Below are 23,086 nucleotides of genomic sequence, written 5' to 3' on the forward strand. Positions count from 1 at the left end.
TGCGTGGTTTGGTCGCATCCGATCAAGAGTGACGCTGGGTCGCTTTTGAGCGCGTTGCAATTCAAGGGGCTCCCGCCTAAAGCTGCTAAAAATCCTTGGGGCTGCCGATGATCCTTTATCCCGCCATTGATCTCAAAGACGGAAATGCTGTGCGGCTAGTTCATGGCGATATGGATCAGACGACCGTGTTCAATGACGATCCAGCCGCGCAGGCCAAGACGTTTGTCGACGCAGGCTGCGAATGGTTGCATTTGGTTGATCTGAACGGGGCCTTTGCGGGCGCGCCGGTGAATGCGGCCCCGGTTGAGGCTATTTTGACTGCCTGTCCGGTGCCCGCCCAATTAGGCGGCGGTATTCGCGATATGGCGACGATCGAACATTGGCTGGACAAGGGTCTGGCGCGGGTAATTTTGGGGACTGTTGCCGTAGAAAACCCCGATCTGGTGCGTGACGCGGCAAAGGCGTTTCCCGGGCAGGTTGCTGTCGGGCTGGATGCCCGCAATGGTCGGGTCGCGACGCGCGGTTGGGCTGAGGAAACAGATGTCATGGTCATGGATCTTGCCCGATCTTTCGAGGATGCGGGGATTGCTGCGATTATCTATACTGACATCCTGCGCGATGGGGCGATGAAGGGGCCAAACGTCGATGCAACCGCTGATCTGGCGCGGGCGGTGGATATTCCCGTCATTGCCTCGGGCGGTGTGTCTTCGATGGGTGACCTGGCAGCGCTGCGTCATACCGGCGTAATCGCCGGGGCGATTTCCGGTCGCGCGCTTTATGATGGCGCGATCGATCTTGCCGCGGCGTTGGCAATGTTGCGCGATGGCTGAGGTCAGGGCGATCCCATTACCTGATGGCAGCGTTCTGCATGAGCGTCGCGTCGCGGGCGATTTTCTGGATTGCTATGCTGTCGCCTCCGATGCCTCACCCCGCGAGGCGGCTGAGATCATCACCGATTTCCCCGGCTGGGCGCGTGGTTTGCTAATACTGCGGCGGGTCCTGACGGCCCCTTTCGGGTTGGACAATGACGGACCGGATGTGCCCGACAAGATCGGTCCCTTTCCGGTCGAGAGCAATACCGGGACGGAATTGATTGCGGGCTTCGATGACAGGCATCTGGATTTTCGCGTGTCGGTCATGGCCGTTGCGGGCAGGGTCAGTCTGGCGACGTGGGTGTTGCCCCATAATGGCGGCGGACGGATTTATCTGGCGGCGATCATGCCATTTCATATCGCTATTGCGAAGGATTCGTTGCGGCGCGTGGCGACCGTACAGCCCGCGAGGCAAACGGCTGGGAATGACTAACTCTATCCACCCCGGCCTTTAGCCGGGGCCTTAAACATGTTGTCGCAGGAGGTCCCGCATTAAGCCCGGGACCTGTTATTCCTAGTTCGCGCTCATCGCCTTGTCTGTCAGCATGTTCAGCGCACCGTTGATCTTGCCGACGACCTCAGCATCAGCGGCGATATCCAAACCTGAGAGCAATTCCTCGGCGGGCGTCCATGTCATTTGCGTGTTGCCGTCGGCGTCCTGATAGGCGAGCACCCGCAACGGCAGGACGAGGCCGGCGCGGATGTCATCCTCCATCGCCAATGTGCCCAGGGCCGGATTGCCAAAGATGAGCAGAGTCGCGTCGGGAATCGACTTGCCCACGCTTTCAGCCCCCTTGGTATGATCGACACGGGCGAAAACGGTTGCGCCGGCCCCGTTCACCGCGGCTTCCAGCCCATCAATGGTTTCAGAGACGGATAGAGGTGATTCTTTGATCATGTTTTCGGCCATAGCTTGTGTCGACAGCCCGATCAGGGCCATTGCGAGAAGGTTTTTCATTAGTAGCTCCCATGTTCCAGTGTTCCGCACTTAACATGCCCCCCTTCCCATTTCCCCCCTTTCCGCCTAGACCTCACAGCATGTTGAAAACACGGATCATTCCCTGTCTGGATGTGGCCGAGGGTCGCGTTGTGAAGGGAGTTAATTTCACGCAGCTTGTTGATGCAGGCGACCCGGTTGAGGCAGCGCGCGCCTACGATCTGGCGGGCGCGGATGAGCTGTGTTTCCTCGATATTATGGCTAGCCACGAAAACCGGGACACGATGTATGATCTGGTAACCCGTACGGCAGAGACGATTTTCATGCCGCTGACCGTGGGCGGCGGTGTCCGCACCCATCATGATGTGCGGGCGCTGTTGCTGGCAGGGGCCGATAAGGTCAGTTTCAACTCTGCCGCTGTGGCTGATCCGAATATAATCACCGATGCAGCGTTACGATTTGGCAGTCAATGTATCGTCTGCGCCATTGATGCGCGGAGCGTGGCGCCGGGGCGATGGGAAATCTACACCCATGGCGGGCGGCGCGAGACGGGGATTGATGCGGTGGCGTTCGCCCGTCTGGCCGAAAAAAACGGCGCGGGCGAGATTTTACTGACTTCGATGGACAAGGACGGGACAAAATCGGGGTTCAACCTGCTTTTGACCAAGGCGATTTCCGAGGCGGTGGATATTCCAGTGATCGCCTCGGGCGGCGTCGGCACATTGGATCATTTGGTCGAAGGCGTGGTACTGGGCGGCGCATCAGCCGTATTGGCGGCATCCATCTTTCACTTTGGCACTTACACGATTGGCGAAGCCAAGGCGCACATGGCAGCCCATAGCATCCCGGTGCGGTTATGACCTTGGATGATCTCGCCGCGATTATCGCGTCGCGCAAAGGCGCCGCTCCGGACAGCAGTTGGACCGCGCAACTTCTGACCAAGGGTCCCGAAAAATGTGCCGAGAAGTTCGGCGAAGAGGCGATAGAGGCGATTGTCGAGGCCGTGAAGGGCGACCGAGAGGCCCTGACAGCCGAAGCCGCCGATGTGCTTTATCACCTTTTGGTGATGCTCGCGGCGCGGGATGTGCCGTTAGAGGACGTGATGTCAGAACTGGCCCGGCGGCAGGGTGTATCGGGGATTACAGAGAAGGCAGGACGGTAGGGGCTTGCATCACATACGCCCTGGCCTTTAGCGGGTGCCTTACCCCCCACGACTACAACTTCGACGAAATCACACCGGTGTTGAAACCACCCATCCGCAATTCGTTGAACAGCCGCTGATATTCGATCTTTGGGCACCGGTTCTGGATGACATCGATGCCGCGTGCAGCAGCTTTGGCGGCGGCCTCGGCATGTTCGACGCCGATTTGCATCCAAATCGTCTGCAGGTCAGGCCAGCGGTCCAGCGCCTTGTCCACGATCCCTGGCACCGCTTCAGAGCGACGAAAGATATCAACCATATCCACATCGCCAGGAACGTCAGGGATGTCGGCATAGACCGCCTCACCCAGAAGCGTCTGTCCGGCAAGGCCGGGATTGATGGGAACCACCCGATAGCCTTTCAGCCCAAGGTAGCGCGCCACGAAATAGCTGGGACGGACCGGATTGGCCGAGACACCGACAATGGCGATTGTCTTGGTCCGTTGCAGGATCGCGCGCAGATGGTCATCGGTATAGGTCATGCGCACCACGCTACGGCAACGCGCCTGACAAAAAAAGCGCCCGGATCAATCCGGGCGCAAGTTATGGAACGAGGGACAGTGAGTTGAAACGCGCGTGTTCCGGCTGCGCGCTTCCACTAACTTACATATGATCAAGCGGGCCTAGCGGAAGAGATGTTCAGGCAAACGTGATCGCGCCGTGACGAATGCGCAGCGTCCTGACCCTAGCCCCAGACGAAACGCTGCCAGTTGCGGTCGGCCTGTGCGACATGGGTTTTGGAGTCACGTAGCCAAACTTCCCTGGCAGTGAGAGAATGATTGAGAAAAAGTTCACCATCGTAGATCGTCCAGGCCTCGGGATCAGATGGCGCAAGGGCTCCGCTTGATAAAGCCAGAGCACAATGACCGCCATAGCGAGGCGCAAAGGCATGAGGATCGCGTTCGAATGCTTCCCGATTTACCGAATTGTCAAAGCACCATCGGGCGCCGCGCCACGTGACCGACTCGGAGTGGCTTCCCTCGACAACGGCGCCGGTTCGAAAATATGCCACAGGATCAATCCCACCGATCGCAAAGCCGAAAGGGGCATAGACCCATTTTGGTTCTGCGATAGCGGCATTTGCTAGAAACGGAATGGCAATGGCAGACATCATTACAGCGCGGCGGGTGAGCATCGGATCCTCGGTGGTTTGGCAGTTGCACCCAACATGGAGCGTTGATGGTGCCGCGCAAACCCGCCCTCGCTGAGCCGTGAGCGAAGGTGATGCCTGTTTCAGTCAAAGATATCTTCGATTTCGTCCCAGACATCTTCGAAAACTTCGCGCAGGAAATCTTTGGTTTTGCGCCATTTTTTATACTTCTTGGGCCGCTTTGGTGGCCTTTGTTCCGGGCGTTTGCGGTGGTCCGTCGATTTTGCCTTGCCGGTGTTTTCTGTGACAGGCGCAGCGTCGGACCGTAACTTTTTCATGGCCCGCAGCGGGGCACCGCAGGTGCTGCAGCTTAGTTCGTGGCGCGATTTGCCACGCAAGACCAGCGCCGCCTTGTTGCCGCAATAGCAGCAAGTGGCGATCTTGGTCGTCATCTAGGTGCCTTTTGCCGCGTAAAGCGCGACGGCAGCCGCGTTGGACACATTAAGCGACCCAAACCCGCCTGCCGCATCGATCCGCACCAGCGCATCGCAGGTTGCGCGTGTTTTTTCTCGCAAGCCCGGACCCTCGGCCCCCATGACAAGGGCGACGGCGCGGTCCCGCTTACCATCGAGCGACTGTTCGATGGTCTGCTCGGCTTCGCCATCCAACCCCAGAACCAGATACCCCATCCCTTTCAAGGCGATCATCGTATCGGCCAGATTGCGGACCCGCAGATAAGGCTGCCTTTCCAGCGCCCCGCTGGCTGTTTTCGCCAGCGCTCCGGTTTCCGGTGCAGCCTGCCGCTGCATCGCAATCACGGCACGCGCGCCAAAAACCTCGGCGGAACGCAGGATCGCGCCGACATTATGCGGGTCTGTCACGCGATCAAGCAAGACAAGACGCGGTGGCATGACCCCTGCCCCGGTTGCGATATCCTCTACACTGCCCCAGTTGAGCGGTCTGACCTCCAATGCGGCCCCCTGATGTACCGACTGTGGATCAAGCGGGGCGGCGAATTTGCGAGGATCAGAGATTTCCGGGGCGATCCCCGCCTTGTCGGCAGCGTCGCCCAACCGGTCAAGCGCATTGCGGGTGACGACAAGCCGTAACTTCTCACGCGCTGGGTTCTCCAGTGCGTCACGGACAGCGTGCAAACCGAACAGCCAAACCGTTTCCTGCGCGGCGACGCGCTTGGCCTGTTCTTTTGCGATGACCCACTTTGGTTTTTTCATTTCGCATCCCGTCAACGTCTGTGACGCGGCGATACAATGTTGCCGCAACGCTGTGAAGGGGATGACGGTGATTTGCGGTTGACGCATCTTGGGGCCAAATGTAAGCAGCCCGTCAGTGGGCGACAGGCCGCAAGGTGTGGCAGGGGACTGTAACTCCCTCGCGGAGACGCACGCCTGGTTCGATTCCAGGGTCGCCCACCATCTCGCAATTTTCGGAAAAGTATTTGTCTAATACCTTGAACGGAAACGATATTTTGGCGGTTCGATAACCTGTTTTTCGGTGGTAGCGAATAGGTTCTGCAAAGGCTAGCCGCAGCACAGTTTGCTGGATTAAAAAGTCACCTTTCTGATAAAGACTCCAAGGGTTTGTAAGAAACTGGAGAGCCGGTCCATAAATTAAGATTGGTGTCCCTTTGCTGGGAGCGCGCAGTCGATCTTATCCACCAATTTCAGACGTTGAAGCTCCAGCCTTCGACACCTGCTTCGTAATCGCTGATCACGGTCGGGCTGTTTGCCAGTACGATGTGTCCTAGTGGCGACTGTCTTACGTCAAGAGAATCCCTAGTGATTCAAATTCAAACCGAAAAACTTTAAAGGCTCTCGTAACAGATTGATTATGTTGTCATAACGGTTTCGACCTGATGAGTCTGGTACCCGCCTCCAATTTCTCGCGGTATTGGCACACCCCCCCGCACAATCACCTTACTTTAACATCATGCTGGCTGCCGATGATTGATAGGTGCTACGTCGTTACTAAACGACGCGACTTTTTTGGTCGCTTGCACCAACAAGGAAGGGGGCGCAACATATGACCCGAGACCTGCCGGACGTGCATTCCGCCGAGCCGATCCCTGCGCGGGCGATGGATGAGGTCAATCGTATCCTGCAAAGCGGGGATTTGTTTCGTTATAACTCCGCAAACTCGCCGGTGACGATGCTGGAGCAGGATTTTGCCGCCATGATGGGCAGCCGATATGCGCTCGCCGTTTCGTCCTGCTCGGCGGCGATTTTTCTGGCGCTGAAGGCGTTGGATTTGCCACCGCAGGCCAGAGTCCTAATTCCGGCTTTTACTTTTGCCGCAGTTCCCTCGGCCGTCGTGCACGCGGAATGTGTGCCCGTCCTTTGCGAATGTGGGCGGAACTACCGGATCGATCTGGAGGATTTCCGGGCCAAGCTGCCGGATGTCTCGGCCGTTGTCATTAGCCACATGCGCGGACATACGTCGGACATGGATGCGATTCTGGCGGCCTGCGCCAAGATGGATATCCCGGTGATCGAAGACGCCGCCCATTCACTCGGCACGACCTGGAATGGTCGCAATATCGGGACGTTGGGCGCGATGGGGTGCTTTTCGTTTCAGTCCTACAAGCTGTTGAATGCCGGTGAGGGTGGCATTCTGATCAGCGATGACCCGGAATTGATCGCCCGAGCGATCATCATGTCCGGCGCCTATGAACATAACTGGAAACATCACGATATCGATCCGGACGTAATGGAGCGGGTGCAGAACAAGCTGCCGTTATACAATATGCGTCTGAACACATTGTCCGCGGTCCTGATCCGCGCGCAGCTGGATGAGATCCCGCGGCGTGTGCGTGACGGTGCGCGCAATCATGATCATCTGGTTGAGAAGCTGCGTACCAATCCGCTTTTCGACCTGCCCGCCCCCTACCCTGCCGAGGCCCGCGCACCGGATTCGGTACAGTTCAATTTGCCGACCCTTTCGGATGCGCAGTTGGATGACTTCCTTTCCGCGGCAGAAATGCATGGTCTGCGCATTCAGGTCTTTGGACGGTCCAGGGATAATGCCAGAGCGTTTTGGAATTGGCGGTTTCTGGATGGCTTCATCGAATTGCCCAAAACCCGGAAAATGTTGATGCGTGCCTGTGACTTACGCTTGCCCGCATCACTAAGTATTGCCGATTGCGACCAGATCGCTGGTGCGCTGCTGGCGTCGATGAATACCGCCGTTCCGCCCCAGCACGCCTGATGCTCAGCCAGTTGGCCAACTGATAGCGCCAACAATCCGGGCGGACCATCGCCTGCGTGTTTTCGTCAGCGATAAACGGCCTGCGCCCTCAATTCGCATCGTCCGAAATCCGCCCAAATTCAACGTATGCGATAACACATACTTGACCGTCTTCGCGGTGACTGAATAGCCGTTGGGCAATGCTAAAGAAACGACGCCGTGGGGATCGATGAATTGCCCGGCGACTTTGTCAAATGCTGTGGAGGGACACATGGCCAAGATTTCCGGCGACCAGATGACGTGGCACAAGGTCACGTTGGACTTTGAAGCACCTCAGAATTTTTCCGAAAACCCGGATACGTTCCGGGACTACCGACTGGATGTGACATTCACGAACGCCGCGACGGGCGAAGTGATCACCGTACCAGGGTTTTTTGCGGCCGATGGTGATGCCGCCAATACCGGCGCGACGTCAGGCAACGTCTGGCGCGCCCATTTCAATCCCCCGTCCGAGGGCGACTGGACTTACACCGCGTCGTTCCGCACCGGCGATGACATTGCGGCAAAGACCTTTGCCGAGGCCCCAAATGCCGGTCAGGCTGTTGAATTTATCAATGGGGATAGCGGCACGGTCAGTATCGCGCCGACCGACAAGACTGGTGAGGATTTCCGCGCCAAAGGTATGATCGTTCAGGATGAAGGCACGCATTTCCTGCAGCATCAGGGCGACGGCGATTATTTCGTGCGGGGTGGTCCGGGTATTCCCGAAAACTTCCTGGCGAACAAAGACTTCGACAATACGGGCAATGGGCGGCACGACTATTCCACGCACCTTAAAGACTATAATGGCGACGGAGAGACATGGGATGGCGGGAAAGGTGCCGCGATCTTGGGTGCCGTAAATTATCTGGCCGAAAACGGGCAGAACACGATTTACATGCTGACCAACACGTCGGGCGGAGACGGGCAGGACGTGTCACCTTGGACCTTCCCGGCGCAGAACACCCCGAAGTTCGACAAGGGGATCAGCAACAACGAAATCGCCAAGTTTTCCACGTATGACGTATCAAAACTGGAACAATGGGGCCTCCTTTTCGACCACATGGACGAAAAGGGCATCTACAAGAACGTTCTGCTGCAAGAGACCGAGAACGATCAACAGCTTGACGGGGGCACAAATGCGAGCGGTACGACCCTGAGTATCGAGCGTATGGTCTACATGCGAGAGATGGTCGCCCGTTTCGGCCATAACAACGGCATTCAGTGGAATCTGGGTGAGGAAAACACCAACACCAATGCGCAGCGCGCCGATATGGCGGAGTATATGAAGTCGGTGGATGGCTATGATCACTTGGTCACGATCCATTCCTTCCCCAATCAGATCGATCAGGTCTACAATCCACTTTTGGGTGTGGATGATTTCGACGGCGCTTCGTTTCAAACAAGCAGAACACAGATCCGCGACCGGATCGAAGAATTCCGCGACAAATCGGCGGCAAACGGTGACAAATGGGTGTTGACCTGGGACGAAGATGCCAGCGGCACCGGAAAGCTGGAGGCGGGTGATTTCAACTTTGACGCCCCCAATCAGAAAGGCCAACGCGATGCATTCTGGGGTTCGCTGACGGCCGGCGGATCGGGCGGTAACTGGTACATCAAGGACGACAACGCCTTTTCGCTTGATCAGAATTACGACGACTTTACCCAGCATAAGGCCGTGTGGACCTGGACCGCGGCGGCGACCAAGTTTTTCAATACCTACATTCCATTCTGGGACATGCGGCAGGCCGATGGCCTGACATCCGACAACGATGATTACGTCATGGCCAAGGATGGGGAATATTATGTCATTTACCTGCCTTACGGCGAGGCTGGAAATGTTCAGCTAAACCTGAACGGTCAAGGTGGCGAAACATTCGATGTGTTCTGGTACAATCCCCGAACCGGCGGTGAACTGATCCCCGATGGTCAGGTCAATGGCGGCGGCACGGTCCAGATCGGCGGTGCGCCTGCGGATGGCGGCAAAGACTGGGTTCTGTTCGTCCGCAATCAAGATGCGGCGGAGTTTCCGGGCGGCACTGTGCCAACCCCTGGCCCAACACCCGCGCCCGGCCCGAACGCGGCACCTGTCGCGCAGGATGACACCGCCGAGACAGGGCAGGATCAGACGATTTTCGTCGACGTGCTGGCAAATGACAGCGACCCCGATGGCGGACCGCTGACCCTGACCAGCGTAAATTACAACGGCAATTCGGCGCTCGTGACGATCGAAAACGGCCAGATCAAGGTGAACCCGCTCAGCGCCTTCACCAATGCCCGGACCGAGGTGATCGAATACACGGTGCATGATGCGGGCGGGAAAACGGATACCGCAACGCTCGAGGTGCAGATCGGTGGCGGCGGCGGAGTCAAGCCAGATCCGACGCCTGATCCGGATCCGGTGACTCCGCCCGATGCATCCGCGGGCGCGTTTCAGGGCAAGAACGGCGCCGTCGTGATCGAGGCTGAAAGCGCGATACCGCAGGGCAGCTGGCGTCAAACCAACGTGGACGGCCAAACCGTGCTGTTGTGGGATGCCCCCTCCAGCAACTACGGCAAGGTCGACCCGGGCGAGGCGCTGACCTACAACTTTGTCACGGATGAAGCAGGCAACTATCACATTGGCCTGCATTCCGGTCGCGTGAAATCGACAATGGGCCAATCCGAACTGTTCGAAAACGGCAAGCCGCGGACTGATACCGGGAACGATGTCTATGTCGCCGTGATCGATGTGGCGACCGGCGCCGTCGTTCAAAAGCCGACCAAGCTGTTCACTGGACTTGGCGGCAGTGACCGCGAGTTGCGGTTTGGCTCAACCTTCGATGCCAACCACAAGAAATCACCTGCCGCCGTTCAGTTGGACGCGAATAAGGAGTACCGGTTAGAGATTATCGGGCGGTCCGACGGTTATGCGCTGGATATGATCACATTGAACAAGGGTGGCGTGCTGAAGAACGCAAATCTGCCGGAATCACCGGTCGTAGGGACCAAGCCACCCGTCGATCCGATGCCGCCGGTCGATCCGAACCCACCGGTCGACCCTACGCCGAACCCGAACCAGGCCCCCGTTGCCCGCGACGACACGGCCAGCACGGGTCAGAACAACACGATCGTCGTCGATGTCCTGGGCAACGACACCGATGCGAACGGCGACACGCTGACTTTGACCGGCGTAAAATACGACGGCGATACGTCGCTGGTGTCGATCAAGGACGGCAAGATCGAGGTCAACCCGCTGAGCGCGGCCAAGAATGCCCGCACCGAAGTGATCGAATACACCGTATCCGACGGTAAGGGTGGCACGGATACTGCCACGCTTGAGGTAGCGATTGGTGGTGCGGCCCCTGCCCCCAAACCGACTCCAAAGCCGACACCACCCACCAACCAGGCCCCGACAGCTGTGGATGACACGGCAAACACGTCGCACAACAAGACCATCGTTGTGGACGTCCTCGCCAATGACAGCGATGCAGAGGGGGGCACACTGACGCTGACCGACGTCGCCTATACCGGCGATACTGCGATGGTCAACATCGAGGATGGCAAGATCAAGGTGAACCCCTTGAAAGCAGCCACCAACGATCGGGTCGAGACGATCACCTATACCGTCAAAGACGACAAAGGTGCGACATCCTCCGCGAGCCTTGACGTCAATGTTGGTGGCGCACCGGTGACAGTTCCGCCCGCGCCCCCTGCACCGCCTGTGAACAAGGCACCCGTGGCCAAAGACGACGTGGCCAGCACGCCGCAGAACAAGACCATCGTTGTCGATGTTCTGGGCAATGACAGCGACCCCGAAGGTGGAAAGCTGACATTGACGGATGTGTCTTATGACGGGAACACGTCGCTGGTGTCGATTGAGGACGGGAAAATCAAGGTCAATCCGCTGAAGGCTGCGACCAATGACCGGACCGAGGTCATTACCTACACGGTGACGGACGAAAAGGGTGCCGCGTCCACTGCGACGCTTGCAGTCGATATCGGCACTGGTGCGCCGGTGACCAAGGATAGCATCCTTGATTTCTACCTTGCGGACGCAGGCACCGACGAGACGATTCAGGCGTTGGAAGACGGGGCAAAGATCGATGCGGACCAGCTAAGCAACATGACCACGTTCTATGCGACGACGGATGCTGCGGATGTCGATTATGTCCGGATCATGTTCGAAGGCGAGACTTCGATCGAGAAGGTATCACCCTATGCGTTGTTCGGCGACAATGCCGGTGACTTCAAGAACGGGTTGGACCTAGCGCCAGGCAGCTATGAACTGCAGGCCGCGGCGTTCGACGACCAGAACAAGTTGCTGGACGAAGTCAGCATCGGTTTCGATCTGGTCTGATGTTTTGAGCTGGAAAAACGGCCCTTTCGCGCTGCGCGGGGGCCGTTTTGCGTTAATCCTCGAAAAAGTCGATGTGCGTTTTGCGAATTTTCGCAAGTACATCATCTAGGCGGTTCAGATGCATCATGATCACGGACGTCACCGTTTCCTCATCCTGTGCGATCAACGCTGCCACGATTTTCTTATGATCGACCAACAAGTCGTCCATCGCAGAATTCTGCGCAAGGCTGAGCAGGCAGATGCGATCGACCTGTGCCTTGTTTTCAGCGATGGTTTCAAAGACGAATTCGCTGCCACCGGCCTCGCATAGGATCTTGTGGAATTCGTAGTCGAGCATGTGGAAACGGTCGATGTCGTTATCTTTGATAGCCTTTTCTTGCGCCTTGATCGAACGTTCCAGTTTTTGTCGCGTTTTACCCAAGGGGCGGCGGCAGGCGCGGCGCAGTACTTCGTATTCGACCGCCATGCGCAGAAAGCGCGCACGCTTGACCTTTTCGTTCGAGAACTTACGCACGACCGTCGCCTTTTGCGGACGGATCAACAGTAGGCCACGATTGGCAAGGCGAATGAACGCCTCGCGCACGGGTTGGCGCGAAACGTCGAATTGCTTGGCGATTTCGATTTCGGAGATTCGGGTGCCTGGCAGCAGCTTGAGCGAATTGATTTGCATGGAAAGGTAATCGAATACATCGTCTGCACTCGTGCGTCGCAGATCACCGGTTACGATACTATCCATACTCGATCTCCCTTATTTCCTTGTTATCTACCATACCAGAAATGTCAATCATAGTATCCAATGATCTTGTTATGCGGGCCTCTCAGGGCGGTGAGTTATCTCAAATCGCATGAAACTGTTGCCTGTATATCTATACTAGTATATCAGATTTAGCAGAGAACGCGACATAGATCGGGGAGGATCAATGGCGGGTGTCAGCATCGGTGGCGTCTTCAAACGCTATGGCGCGTTGCAGGTTGTTCACGGGATCGATCTTAACGTTGCGGCAAAGGAATTCGTTGTTCTTGTTGGTCCCTCGGGCTGTGGAAAATCCACGACATTGCGGATGATCGCGGGGCTGGAAGAGGTTTCCGAGGGCACGATTTTGATCGATGATCGCGTGGTCAATCGCGTGGCCCCCAAAGACCGCGATGTGGCGATGGTGTTCCAGAATTACGCACTATATCCGCATCTGAACGTAGCGGACAATATGGCGTTTGGTCTGCGCATTCGCCGCACGCCCAAACCCGACATTGAGCGGATGATCAGCGAAACGGCCGCGATCCTGGGCCTAACGGAATACCTTGATCGCCGACCCGCTGACCTGTCGGGCGGTCAGCGGCAGCGCGTCGCCATGGGTCGCGCGATCGTCCGTCACCCAAAAGTATTTCTGTTCGACGAGCCGCTATCGAACCTGGATGCCAAGCTACGCACCCAGATGCGTGCCGAGATCAAGCGCTTGCACAACCGTTTGGGTGTAACCAGCATTTACGTCACTCATGATCAGGTCGAGGCGATGACATTGGCCGACCGGATCGTCGTCATGAATGACGGCGCGATCGAACAGGTTGGCACTCCGATGGAGCTGTTCAACAATCCGGCTAATACGTTCGTGGCGGGGTTCCTGGGTTCGCCCCCGATGAATCAGATGCGTGGGACGTTGATCGACGGCGGCGTTCAGATCGGTGGCGCGCAACTGCGTCTGCCCGGTGTCAATGGGAGCGGGGCGGGCCGTGATGTGATCGTCGGCATCCGGCCCGAGCATATTGCGTTGACGTCCGGGCCGGATACGTCGCCTTTGGACGTAGCGCTCGATCTGGTGGAGCCGCTTGGGTCGGAGGCGTTGCTGCATGCGACATTTGCGGACGAGCCGTTTGTCATCAAGACAGAAACTTTGGGCGACATTCAGGCCCTATCGGGCGTCGACAAAGTACATGTCCCCGGCGGTTTGGTGAAAGTCTTTGACGCCGCCACGGGCCGCGCCATCGATGTCGCGGGACAAACCTGATGACCGACGCGACGCAGGGTGATCAGGTGAAACCTGTTATCAAGGCGGTCAAGCCCAAGACTCGCAGTTTCGCCGAACGCCGCCAATGGCTGGCCGATCACCTACGCAGCGAATGGCAGCTCTACGTCATGCTGGCCCCGATGATCATCTGGTTCATCCTGTTTCTCTATAAGCCCATGTATGGACTGCAAATCGCGTTCAAAGACTATTCGATCTTTCGCGGCGTCGATGGCAGTCCGTGGATCGGGTGGGAACATTTTGAGACGCTTTTCAACAACGACCAGTTCATACGCGCCGTTAAAAATACCATTCAGATCAGTGCGTTGAACCTGATCTTTGGCTTTCCCGCGCCAATCATTCTGGCGCTAATGTTCAACGAAATCCTGAACGCGACTTATAAGCGGACCGCGCAGACGATCGTTTATCTGCCGCACTTTATCTCAACTGTGATCATCGCGGGCATCGTGATCACTGCGTTTTCGCCCTCAGCCGGGATCGTGAACACGATCCTTGGCTGGTTCGGGATCGAGCCGATCTATTTCCTGACCAAACCCGAGTGGTTCCGCCCGATCTTTGTCGGAACCGGTATCTGGCAAGAGGCGGGTTTCGGATCCATTGTGTTCCTTGCCGCCATTGCTGGGGTGAACCCGTCGCTTTATGAAAGCGCTGTTGTTGATGGCGCGAGCCGTTGGCAGATGATGTGGAAGATCACCATTCCCAGCATCCTACCCACCATCCTGATCATGCTGATCATCCGCATCGGCAACATCATGGAAGTGTCGTTCGAACTGATCATTCTTCTGTATCAGCCCGCCACCTATTCGACCGCCGATGTCGTCAACACCTACATCTTCCGGCAGGGTCTGCAGCAGGGGCAATACGACTTGGCTGCTGCGGCTGGCCTGTTCAATGCAGTGGTGGCCTTCGTTTTGGTGATGGTGGCCAATACCCTGTCGCGACGTTTCTCGCGGACATCACTGTGGTGAGGGCGGGCGCATGAGCATGAACCTTTATTCCCGCGGCGACAAGATATTCGCGATGGCGACCGCCGTTCTGGTGGGCATGTTCACGGTCGCAACGCTCTACCCGTTCATCTACATCGCCGCAGTATCGTTCAGTTCCGGTTTTGCCGCAACGGCGGGCCGCGTGGTGCTGACGCCGATCGACGCGACGATGGCCGCCTATGGCCACGTGCTGGCCGATCCCGCGTTTTGGCGATCCTACCTCAACACGTTCATCTACACGATCGGTGGCACCTTGATGAGCCTGATCATCATCATTCCCGGTGCCTATGCCCTGTCGCGTCCGCAGCTGTTGGGGCGGCGCTGGCTGAACCTGTTCGTCGCCTTCACGATGTGGTTCAACGCAGGCCTGATCCCGTTCTTTCTGAACATGCGCGATCTGGGTCTGCTGGACAGCTATTTCGGGATCATCATCGGCTTTGCGGTGAACGCGTTCAACGTGATCCTGCTGCGCAACTTTTTCGAGGCGATCCCGCGCAGTTTTGAAGAAGCCGCCCGGATGGACGGCGCGAACGAATTTCAGGTGCTGTGGAAAGTCTACATGCCCCTGTCCAAGCCTGCCATCGCGACGATCACCCTGTTCTGTATCGTGTCGCGCTGGAACGGGTTTTTCTGGGCAATGGTCCTGTTGCAAAGCGAGGACAAGATCCCGCTACAGGTGTTCCTGCGCCACACAATTTCGAAACTGTCCGACGACCAGGAATTCACCACGACGCTGCTGGATCAGCCCTATAGCGTTGAGACGGTCACTGCAGCGATCATCGTCTGTTCGATCATCCCAGTTCTGATCGTCTATCCGTTCATCCAACGATACTTCGAGAAGGGGATCCTTCTGGGTGGTGTCAAAGAGTGAAGAAAAAGCATAAGGGAGGAAATTATGCATAAACTTGGTCTGACAGCCGTCCTGCTTGCGGGCACGGCGCTTGCCACACCGCTTTGGGCCGATGGCCATCTGCGGATCGTGGACGAGCCGCTGGAGCTGACGATCCAGATGAACCACGCGCGCTATCCGATTTATGACGAGAATTGGCCGGTGGAACAAGCGGCGCGGGAGCTCACGGGTATTCATCTCAAGAACGACACCGTCGGTGCCAATATGCGGACCGATGAAAATACGGGCCGGACCGAAGCGCTGAACCTGATGCTGGCCGCCGGGCATGTCCCTGATATCGTCGGGTCCAGCCGGATCAAGGATTTCGTCAATCAGTATGGGCCCGAGGGCGCGTTTCTGCCGCTGAACGATCTCATCGACGAACATGCACCCAATCTAAAAGCATTTCTCGAGGCTCGCCCCGAGATCAAGTCCGCCATTTCGGCCGCTGATGGGAATATGTACTATATTCCTTACCTGCCTGATGGAAAATATGGCCGCGGATACTTCATCCGGTATGATTGGCTGAACGCTCTGGACCTTGAGGTGCCAGAGACGGTCGAAGAGTTCGAAGAGGTGCTGCGCGCCTTCAAAACGCAGGACCCGAACGGCAATGGCGAAGCGGATGAAATCCCCTACTTCGCCCGCCAATGGCCCGAATTGATCCGGTTGGTAACCTTGTGGGATGGCCGGTCGTCCGGCTCGGACACCTATCATGACTTCTATGTCGATGATGGCCAGATCAAGCACCCTTATGCCGGGGAAGGCTATCGCGAAGGGATCAAAAATCTGGCCCGCTGGTACGAAGAAGGGCTGGTCGATCCCGAGGTCTTTACCCGCGGATCATCAGCGCGCGACTATCTGTTGTCCGAAAACCTGGGCGGCGCCACACATGACTGGTTCGCTTCTACCTCGGGCTACAACCGCCTGTCCTCGGATATCGACGGGTTTTCGTTCAAGGCCTTTGCCCCACCAGCCTCGATCTCGGGTCAGCGGGTTGCCGAACATCGCCGAATCCCGATCAAACCAGATGGTTGGGCGATCGGATATACGAACGAACATCCGGTCGAGACGATCAGGTATTTCGATTTCTGGTTCACCGAGGAAGGGCGCCGTCTGGCCAATTTCGGTGTCGAAGGTCAGCAATACGAGATGGTCGACGGTGAGCCGAAGTTCACCGAAGAGGTGTTGACGAATGGTCAGCCTGTGAACAACCAGCTTTATGGTGTCGGTTCACAGTTGCAGGCACGCGGCTATTATCAGGATTACAACTACGAAATCCAATGGTCGAACGAATTCGCGCTGGAAGGTATCGCGCTGTATGATGAGGGCGATTATCTGATCGATCAGTTCCTTGGAGTGTCTTTCAACGAGGAGGAACAGAAGGTCTATGACCGCTACTGGCCGTCGATCCGCGACTATATGCTGGAAAAGCAGCAGGCCTGGATTCTTGGGTCCGGCGATGTCGAGGCGGAGTGGGACGCTTATCTTGAACAGCTTGAAAAGCAGGGCTTCAGCGAAGTCATGGCGGTGATGCAATCCGCATATGAGCGTCAATACGCCAATTAAACCGACGGCCGGGCGGAGGTTTCGCCCGGCCAATCCCCTTACACAGGTCGCTCCGATGTCTGCCCAAGTTGAAGAACAACACCGTCTCACCCCGCTGGACCAGCCCCCGGCTGGGCGGCTGATGATTCAATATGCGCCGACCGAGGATGACGCGATCGCCGAGAACCCACCCCGGTTTTCCTGGCTGCCCGAGATTGATGATAATGCGCGTTATGTGTTGCAGGTGAACGGCACGGGCGAAACCTACGAATACACCGATATTCCAAGCAACTTCTTCACACCGCCCGAGACCCTGCCCGCCGGAACCTACGAGTGGCGCTATGCGGTTTGGGCCGATGGAGCGCGGGTCAGCGAGTGGAGCTTCACGCGCCATTTCAACTTGGCCGATGACCTGCCGCAGACCCCCCTGCCCCCGCGTGACGGCCGTTTCGCATCTGTTCCGTCATCTCATCCGCGACTTTGGCTGGATCAGGATAAGCTGGCGCAATTTCGCAAAGACATGGCCAAAGACCCTGATCATTGCGGCTGGCAGACCTTTTTTGAGGAGTCGGTGGCACCATGGATCGGGAAAGAACCGATGCCCGAACCACCAGGCTATCCTGATAACAAGCGTGTCGCGCCTGTCTGGCGACAAACCTATATCGACTGTCAGGAGGCGCTGTATGCGATCCGCCATCTGGCCATCGCCGGGCAGGTTCTTGAGGACGATACACATTTGGACGAAGCCAAGTCATGGCTGCTGGAATTGGCAAGCTGGGACCCCGATGGCAAGACATCCCGCGCTTACACCGATGAGTGGGCTTTTCGGGTCAATCTGGCGTTGGCATGGGGGTACGACTGGTTGCACGACCAACTGACGGCGGAAGAGCGAGAGCAGGTCCGCGCCGCCCTATTGGCCCGCACCCGGCAGGTCGCCGACCATTGTATCGAAAATGCCCGGATCGCGACGTTTCCATTCGACAGCCACGCCGTCAGGTCGGTCTCGTTGGTCCTTGTTCCTGCCTGCCTTGCGCTGCTCGGCGATGCGCCAGAGGCGGAAAAGTGGCTGCATTTCTCCGTTGAGTTTCTGTTCACGCTCTATTCGCCTTGGGGCGATCAGGATGGCGGCTGGGCCGAGGGCCCACAATATTGGATGATGGGCCTAGCCTATCTGATCGACGCGGCCAACCACTTGAAAAGTGCGGTGGGTCTGGACCTGTTCCAGCGCCCTTTTTTGCAAAAGACCGGAGACTTTCCGCTTTATTGCCGCGCACCCGGTACGTACCGGGCGACCTTTGGGGATGATAGCGCGCTAGGCGACTCCCCTGGGATTAAGACAGCATATAATATGCGTCATTTTGCAGGCATAACCGGTAACTCGGCATATCAATGGTATTTCGACGAAATCAAACGCGACGATCCGGGAACCGAGAAGACGTTTTATAACTGGGGTTGGTGGGATCTGAATTTCGACGACGTGATCTTTCGACACGACTACGCCGCGGTGGACCCCGCCCCGCCGACAGAGAAAATGCGGCATTTCAAAGGGATCGGATGGGTCGGCGTTCAGTCGAATCCCGGCGATCGTGACAAACACATCCAATTTGTTTTTAAATCTAGTTCTTACGGCTCCATCAGCCATAGTCACGGGGATCAGAATGCGTTCTGCCTGTCCGCTTATGGTGAAGATCTTGCGATCCAATCCGGTTACTACGTGGCCTTCGGCAGCAGCATGCATATGGATTGGCGACGGCAGACACGGTCGAAAAACGCGATCTTGATCAATGGCAACGGCCAATATGCCGGCAAGGACAAAGCGCGTGCGCTTGGGTCGTCCGGACGTATCCTGAAAGCCGAGGAACACGACGATCATATCTTCATCAGCGGTGATGCGACGGCAGCCTATCGTACATTGTCACCCGAGGTCACACTCGCCCAGCGGGATGTGTACTTCATCAACGACGAATACTTCGTAATCGTGGATGTTGTGAACGCGGATACGCCGGTCACGATCGACTGGCTGCTGCATGCCAATGCGCCGATGGAACTGGGCAGTAATACATTCCGCTATAATGGCGAAAGGGCGGGGTTTTATGGCAAAGTCCTATGGTCCGAGGCCGGTCAGGCCGCGCTGGACCAAGTGACTGGATTCCCCGATATTGACCCAGAGGATTATGAGGGCAAGGCGCTCAGCACCCATCTGAAGGCACAATTTCCAGCCGCTAGACGGCACCGGATCGCTGTCTTGCTTGTGCCATACGCTTTGAACGCCCCAAAGCGCGTCTTCAGCTTCCTTGACGATCAGGGCTATGACATCAACCTTTACCTCACCGACGCGCAAGAGCGGTCGTTCCAGATTGTCGTGCCCAAATCCTTTGCCGCGACATGACCCATCATCCGACTTCAGAAAGGACCCGCCCATGAAACTTAGAGGAAAGATTGCTGTCGTAACCGGCGGTGGGCGCGACATCGGGCGTGCCACCGCGCTGCGGCTTGCCGAGGAAGGCGCGCAGGTGGCGATCAACTATCATAGCTCGGCCGAGGGCGCCGATAGCGCTGTGCGCGAGATCATCTCTTGTGGCGGCAATGCGCTGGCCTTGCGGGGCGATATGACTCAGGCCGCAGATGTCGCGAAATTGGTTGATGCGACGCGCGACAAGCTAGGAGACAGCATTGATATTTTGGTCCACGTTACCGGTGGGTTGATCGCCCGGAAGACGCTAACGGAGATGGACGAGGCGCATTGGCAAAATGTGATGAACCTCAACTGCACGTCGTTCTTTCTGGCCGCCAAGGCTGTCGTACCGTACATGCCCAAGGGCAGCGCGATTGTCGGATTGGCCAGTCAAGCGGGACGGGATGGCGGCGGGCCGGGTGCGTTGGCTTATGCCGCGTCCAAAGGTGCCGTGATGACCATGACCCGCGGCCTGGCGAAAGAATTGGGGCCCGATATCCGCGTGAACGCGGTCTGCCCCGGCATGATCGACACCGATTTCCACAACACTTTTACCAAGCCCGAAGTGCGCAGCCATGTCGCCAACATCACACCGCTGAAGCGCGAGGGCGACGCGCGGGATGTGGCGAACCTTGTCACCTATCTGACGTCGGACGAGGCTGCGTTCGTCACCGGCGCGAATATCGACATCAATGGTGGGATGCTGTTTTCATAAGCCCGTCAGTGGTCCCCGCCTCCGATTAAGTCACGATCGCCTAATGCGGCGGTGATTTCATCCAGAATTGCCGGGTCATCAATCGCTGCCGGCATCTTGAAAGACGCCCCATCTGCGATTTTTTGCATCGTGCCGCGGAGGATCTTGCCAGAGCGGGTTTTAGGCAACCGAACCACCGGCAAGGCGGTCTTGAACGCCGCGACCGCGCCGATCTTGTCGCGGACGAGCTGTACCAATTCGCGCTCCAGATCATCGGGCGCGCACGCGGCACCATCATTGGTGACATAAAAGCCCAACGGCATCTGCCCCTTCAACGGGTCTGCTTTGCCGACGACCGCGCATTCGGCGATGTCGGGATGGCTGGCGATGACCTCTTCCATAGCACCGGTCGATAGCCGGTGACCGGCCACGTTGATGATGTCATCAGTACGGGCCATGATGAAAAGATACCCTTCCTCGTCAATGATCCCGGCATCGGATGTTGCGTAATATCCGGGAAAATCAGCTAGATAGGATGAATGAAACCGTTCCGGCGCATTCCAGAGTGTCGGAAAGGCGGATGGTGGTAACGGCAGCTTGCAAACGATGTTGCCAAGTGTTCCCGGTGGGACGGGATGCCCGTCATCATCAAGCACATGAATGTCATAGCCCGGCATCGGTCGCCCGGGAGACCCGGATTTGACCGGGAAGCCCCCCAAACCCAAAGGGTTGCCCGAGATGGCCCAGCCAGTTTCTGTCTGCCACCAATGATCAATCGCCGGACAGCCGAGTTTGTCCTGCGCCCAGTCTATCGTCGCCGGATCGGACCGTTCACCCGCCAGGAAAAGCGCGCGAAGATGGTCCAGATCATAGTTGCCGATCAATTCGCCCCTCGGATCCTCTTTGCGGATCGCCCGAAAGGCTGTTGGCGCGGTGAACAGCGCCGCAACCTTGTGATCTTGAATCACTCTCCAAAAGGCACCGGAATCGGGTGTGCCAACCGGTTTGCCTTCGTAGACAACAGTAGCCGCGCCGTGCAACAGCGGGGCATAGCAGATGTAGGAATGCCCGACGACCCAGCCCACGTCGGAGGCGGCCCAAAAAACTTCGCCGGGTTTGATTCCATAATGGTGCTGCATCGTCCACTTGAGGGCGACCATATGGCCGCCATTGTCACGAACGACACCCTTTGGCTGGCCGGTCGTGCCAGAAGTGTAGAGGATGTACAGCGGGTCAGTCGCGGCTACGGGCACGCATTCGGTGGTTTTGCCCACTGCCTTAGCGGTCGCCACGGCGTCATTATAGTCGATGTCGCGGTGCGGCGTCAGCATACATAGCTGCGCTTCACGTTGCAGGATGACGCAATGCTCCGGCTTGTTCCTGGAAAGCGCGATGGCCTCGTCCAAAAGCGGCTTGTATTGAATGATTCGCCCCGGTTCGATCCCGCACGAGGCCGATATCACGGCGCGCGGGGCGGCGTCGTCGATGCGGGTTGCGAGCTCTTGCGCGGCAAAACCACCGAAGACGACCGAGTGGATCGCACCAAGCCGCGCGCAGGCAAGCATGGCAAAGATCGCCTGCGGCACCATCGGCATGTAGATAACGACACGGTCACCCTTCTCGACACCCAGATCACGCAGCACCGATGCGAGTGCTCCGACCTCTTGTTGTAGTTCGGTGAAGGTATAGCTCCCGACTTTGTCCGTCACTGGGCTGTCGTATATCAGCGCGGTTCTGTCGCCGTGCCCCGCTGCGACATGCCGGTCGACGCAGTTATGACAAGTGTTACATGTCGCCCCGTCGAACCAGCGCCCGTAGGCACCACTGTCGGGATTGAAAACTTGCGCCGCCGGCGTGAACCAATCGATGTCCTTTGCGGCCTCGGCCCAAAAGCCTTCCGCGTTTTCTTGCCATGATGCATAAATTTCTTCGTATTGCGACATGATCGATCGTCCTAACAAGTGTAGTTCAAACCAAGGCGGCCACCATCGACATAGATGGTTTCGCCCGTGACATAGCTGGCCTTTTTTGAGCAGAGAAAGGCTACCACATCCCCGATCTCGCGTGCATCACCCGGGCGGCCGAGCGGCGTCCGCGACATGGCGACCTTGAACGCCTCGGGGTTGGCATTGACCCCCGCCATCATTTCGGTATCGATCGAACCTGGACCAACGGCATTGACGCGAACGTTGTGTTTGGCCAGTGCCAGTGCCGCCACTTTGGTCAACTGCATCACACCGCCTTTTGACGCGCAATACGCCGGGATCGCGGGGATAGCGACCTGAGCGTTGATCGAGGACATATTGACGATGGCCCCTGCGATATTGTTGTCCACCATGACCTGCGCCGCCATTTGCGTGGCCACGAATACACCGCGCAGATTGATATCGATGACTTTTTCGAACGTCTCGACATCATAGGTCAGAAAATCACCCGGCATCGCGACACCGGCGTTGTTGACCAGCGCATGAAGCGGGCCGTGATCCGTGGCGATCTGGTCGAACATCCGTTTGATCTGATCGAGGTCGCCCATATCGCAGGTGATCGCAGCGACAGCGCCCAGCTTTTCAGCGGCGGCCCTCACACCATCCGCTTTGATATCCGACAGGATCACGCCGTATCCATCGGCGGCCAACGCCTCGGCACAAGCATAGCCAATGCCTTGCGCCGCCCCGGTGATCAGGGCGAGGGGTTTTTCGGTCATGGCATATCCTTCAATTCCAGCGTCTCAGGCGACAAGTCTGTCGCGATCATGCCAGATTGCGGATGACCTGCAAGCGCAGACCGCTCATTCAATGGTCAGCCGATGATTGTT

Annotated in this window: 20 protein-coding genes and 1 tRNA gene; 13 read left to right on the forward strand and 8 right to left on the reverse strand. The window is 57.4% G+C overall.

Going from position 1 to position 23,086, the window contains the following annotated elements:
• Positions 1–107 precede the first annotated feature (107 nt).
• Both hisA and V8J85_RS07125 read left to right on the forward strand, forming a co-directional pair.
• Positions 108–830, forward strand: coding sequence for a 1-(5-phosphoribosyl)-5-[(5-phosphoribosylamino)methylideneamino]imidazole-4-carboxamide isomerase (hisA, locus tag V8J85_RS07120; RefSeq protein WP_339952985.1), 723 nt, complete (start codon positions 108–110; stop codon positions 828–830).
• Complete coding sequence (locus V8J85_RS07125) at positions 823–1,305, forward strand: DUF2867 domain-containing protein (protein ID WP_339952986.1); 483 nt, start codon at positions 823–825, stop codon at positions 1,303–1,305. Before hisA ends, V8J85_RS07125 begins: the two co-directional genes overlap by 8 nt.
• 81 nt (positions 1,306–1,386) lie before the next feature.
• Here V8J85_RS07125 and V8J85_RS07130 read toward each other — a convergent pair whose 3' ends face one another.
• A complete protein-coding gene (locus tag V8J85_RS07130; protein ID WP_339952987.1) occupies positions 1,387–1,830 on the reverse strand; it encodes a DUF302 domain-containing protein in 444 nt (147 codons plus the stop codon).
• An 80-nt stretch (positions 1,831–1,910) separates the two neighbouring features.
• Between V8J85_RS07130 and hisF the strand changes: the two genes are divergently transcribed.
• Both hisF and V8J85_RS07140 read left to right on the forward strand, forming a co-directional pair.
• Positions 1,911–2,669, forward strand: coding sequence for an imidazole glycerol phosphate synthase subunit HisF (gene hisF / locus V8J85_RS07135; RefSeq protein ID WP_339952988.1), 759 nt, complete (start codon positions 1,911–1,913; stop codon positions 2,667–2,669).
• Positions 2,666–2,971, forward strand: coding sequence for a phosphoribosyl-ATP diphosphatase (locus V8J85_RS07140; RefSeq protein ID WP_339952989.1), 306 nt, complete (start codon positions 2,666–2,668; stop codon positions 2,969–2,971). Before hisF ends, V8J85_RS07140 begins: the two co-directional genes overlap by 4 nt.
• A 52-nt stretch (positions 2,972–3,023) precedes the next feature.
• On the opposite strand, the gene V8J85_RS07145 is transcribed toward V8J85_RS07140, so the two are convergent.
• The 4 genes from V8J85_RS07145 to rlmB form a co-directional block, all read right to left on the reverse strand.
• Positions 3,024–3,491, reverse strand: a complete 468-nt coding sequence (locus V8J85_RS07145) for a CoA-binding protein (protein WP_339952990.1) — start codon at positions 3,489–3,491, stop codon at positions 3,024–3,026.
• A 203-nt stretch (positions 3,492–3,694) separates the two neighbouring features.
• A complete protein-coding gene (locus V8J85_RS07150) occupies positions 3,695–4,144 on the reverse strand; it encodes a YHS domain-containing (seleno)protein (protein ID WP_339952991.1) in 450 nt (149 codons plus the stop codon).
• 98 nt (positions 4,145–4,242) lie between these two features.
• The gene (locus V8J85_RS07155; RefSeq protein ID WP_339952992.1) at positions 4,243–4,551 is read right to left on the reverse strand and encodes a hypothetical protein; all 309 of its coding nucleotides are present in this window, start codon (positions 4,549–4,551) and stop codon (positions 4,243–4,245) included.
• Positions 4,552–5,331, reverse strand: a complete 780-nt coding sequence (gene rlmB, locus V8J85_RS07160) for a 23S rRNA (guanosine(2251)-2'-O)-methyltransferase RlmB (RefSeq protein ID WP_339952993.1) — start codon at positions 5,329–5,331, stop codon at positions 4,552–4,554. It abuts the gene before it with no gap.
• Positions 5,332–5,448: 117 nt separating this feature from the next.
• Here rlmB and V8J85_RS07165 point away from each other — a divergent pair.
• From V8J85_RS07165 to V8J85_RS07175, 3 genes are all read left to right on the forward strand, one after another.
• Positions 5,449–5,532 (forward strand) — tRNA-Tyr (locus tag V8J85_RS07165).
• A 607-nt stretch (positions 5,533–6,139) separates the two neighbouring features.
• On the forward strand, positions 6,140–7,321 hold the full coding sequence (locus tag V8J85_RS07170) for a DegT/DnrJ/EryC1/StrS family aminotransferase (protein WP_339952994.1): 1,182 nt from the start codon (positions 6,140–6,142) through the stop codon (positions 7,319–7,321).
• Between the two features lie 250 nt (positions 7,322–7,571).
• A complete protein-coding gene (locus V8J85_RS07175; protein WP_339952995.1) occupies positions 7,572–11,678 on the forward strand; it encodes an Ig-like domain-containing protein in 4,107 nt (1,368 codons plus the stop codon).
• A 52-nt stretch (positions 11,679–11,730) separates the two neighbouring features.
• Here the strand turns inward: V8J85_RS07175 and V8J85_RS07180 are convergent, their stop codons facing one another.
• Positions 11,731–12,414, reverse strand: a complete 684-nt coding sequence (locus V8J85_RS07180; protein WP_339952996.1) for a GntR family transcriptional regulator — start codon at positions 12,412–12,414, stop codon at positions 11,731–11,733.
• 184 nt (positions 12,415–12,598) lie between these two features.
• Here V8J85_RS07180 and V8J85_RS07185 point away from each other — a divergent pair, with 184 nt between their 5' ends.
• The 6 genes from V8J85_RS07185 to V8J85_RS07210 are packed head-to-tail and all read left to right on the forward strand — an operon-like array spanning position 12,599 to position 20,292.
• Positions 12,599–13,681, forward strand: a complete 1,083-nt coding sequence (locus V8J85_RS07185) for an ABC transporter ATP-binding protein (protein WP_339952997.1) — start codon at positions 12,599–12,601, stop codon at positions 13,679–13,681.
• Positions 13,681–14,667, forward strand: a complete 987-nt coding sequence (locus V8J85_RS07190) for an ABC transporter permease (RefSeq protein ID WP_339952998.1) — start codon at positions 13,681–13,683, stop codon at positions 14,665–14,667. The genes V8J85_RS07185 and V8J85_RS07190 overlap by 1 nt, the downstream gene beginning before the upstream one ends.
• A gap of 10 nt (positions 14,668–14,677) precedes the next feature.
• Positions 14,678–15,556 carry a carbohydrate ABC transporter permease gene (locus V8J85_RS07195; protein WP_339952999.1) on the forward strand — a complete coding sequence of 293 codons (879 nt, stop codon included), beginning with the start codon at positions 14,678–14,680 and terminating at the stop codon, positions 15,554–15,556.
• 24 nt (positions 15,557–15,580) lie between these two features.
• On the forward strand, positions 15,581–17,143 hold the full coding sequence (locus V8J85_RS07200) for a sugar ABC transporter permease (protein ID WP_339953000.1): 1,563 nt from the start codon (positions 15,581–15,583) through the stop codon (positions 17,141–17,143).
• Positions 17,144–17,198: 55 nt separating this feature from the next.
• Positions 17,199–19,511 carry a DUF4962 domain-containing protein gene (locus V8J85_RS07205; protein WP_339953001.1) on the forward strand — a complete coding sequence of 771 codons (2,313 nt, stop codon included), beginning with the start codon at positions 17,199–17,201 and terminating at the stop codon, positions 19,509–19,511.
• A 31-nt stretch (positions 19,512–19,542) separates the two neighbouring features.
• Complete coding sequence (locus tag V8J85_RS07210; protein ID WP_339953002.1) at positions 19,543–20,292, forward strand: SDR family NAD(P)-dependent oxidoreductase; 750 nt, start codon at positions 19,543–19,545, stop codon at positions 20,290–20,292.
• Between the two features lie 5 nt (positions 20,293–20,297).
• Here the strand turns inward: V8J85_RS07210 and V8J85_RS07215 are convergent, their stop codons facing one another.
• A complete protein-coding gene (locus V8J85_RS07215) occupies positions 20,298–22,214 on the reverse strand; it encodes a propionyl-CoA synthetase (RefSeq protein ID WP_339953003.1) in 1,917 nt (638 codons plus the stop codon).
• Positions 22,215–22,225: 11 nt separating this feature from the next.
• Positions 22,226–22,975: an SDR family NAD(P)-dependent oxidoreductase gene (locus tag V8J85_RS07220; protein WP_339953004.1), complete on the reverse strand. Its 750-nt coding sequence runs from the start codon at positions 22,973–22,975 to the stop codon at positions 22,226–22,228.
• Positions 22,976–23,086 lie beyond the last annotated feature (111 nt).

Source organism: Yoonia sp. 2307UL14-13, assembly GCF_037572755.1.
Classification (GTDB): domain Bacteria; phylum Pseudomonadota; class Alphaproteobacteria; order Rhodobacterales; family Rhodobacteraceae; genus Yoonia.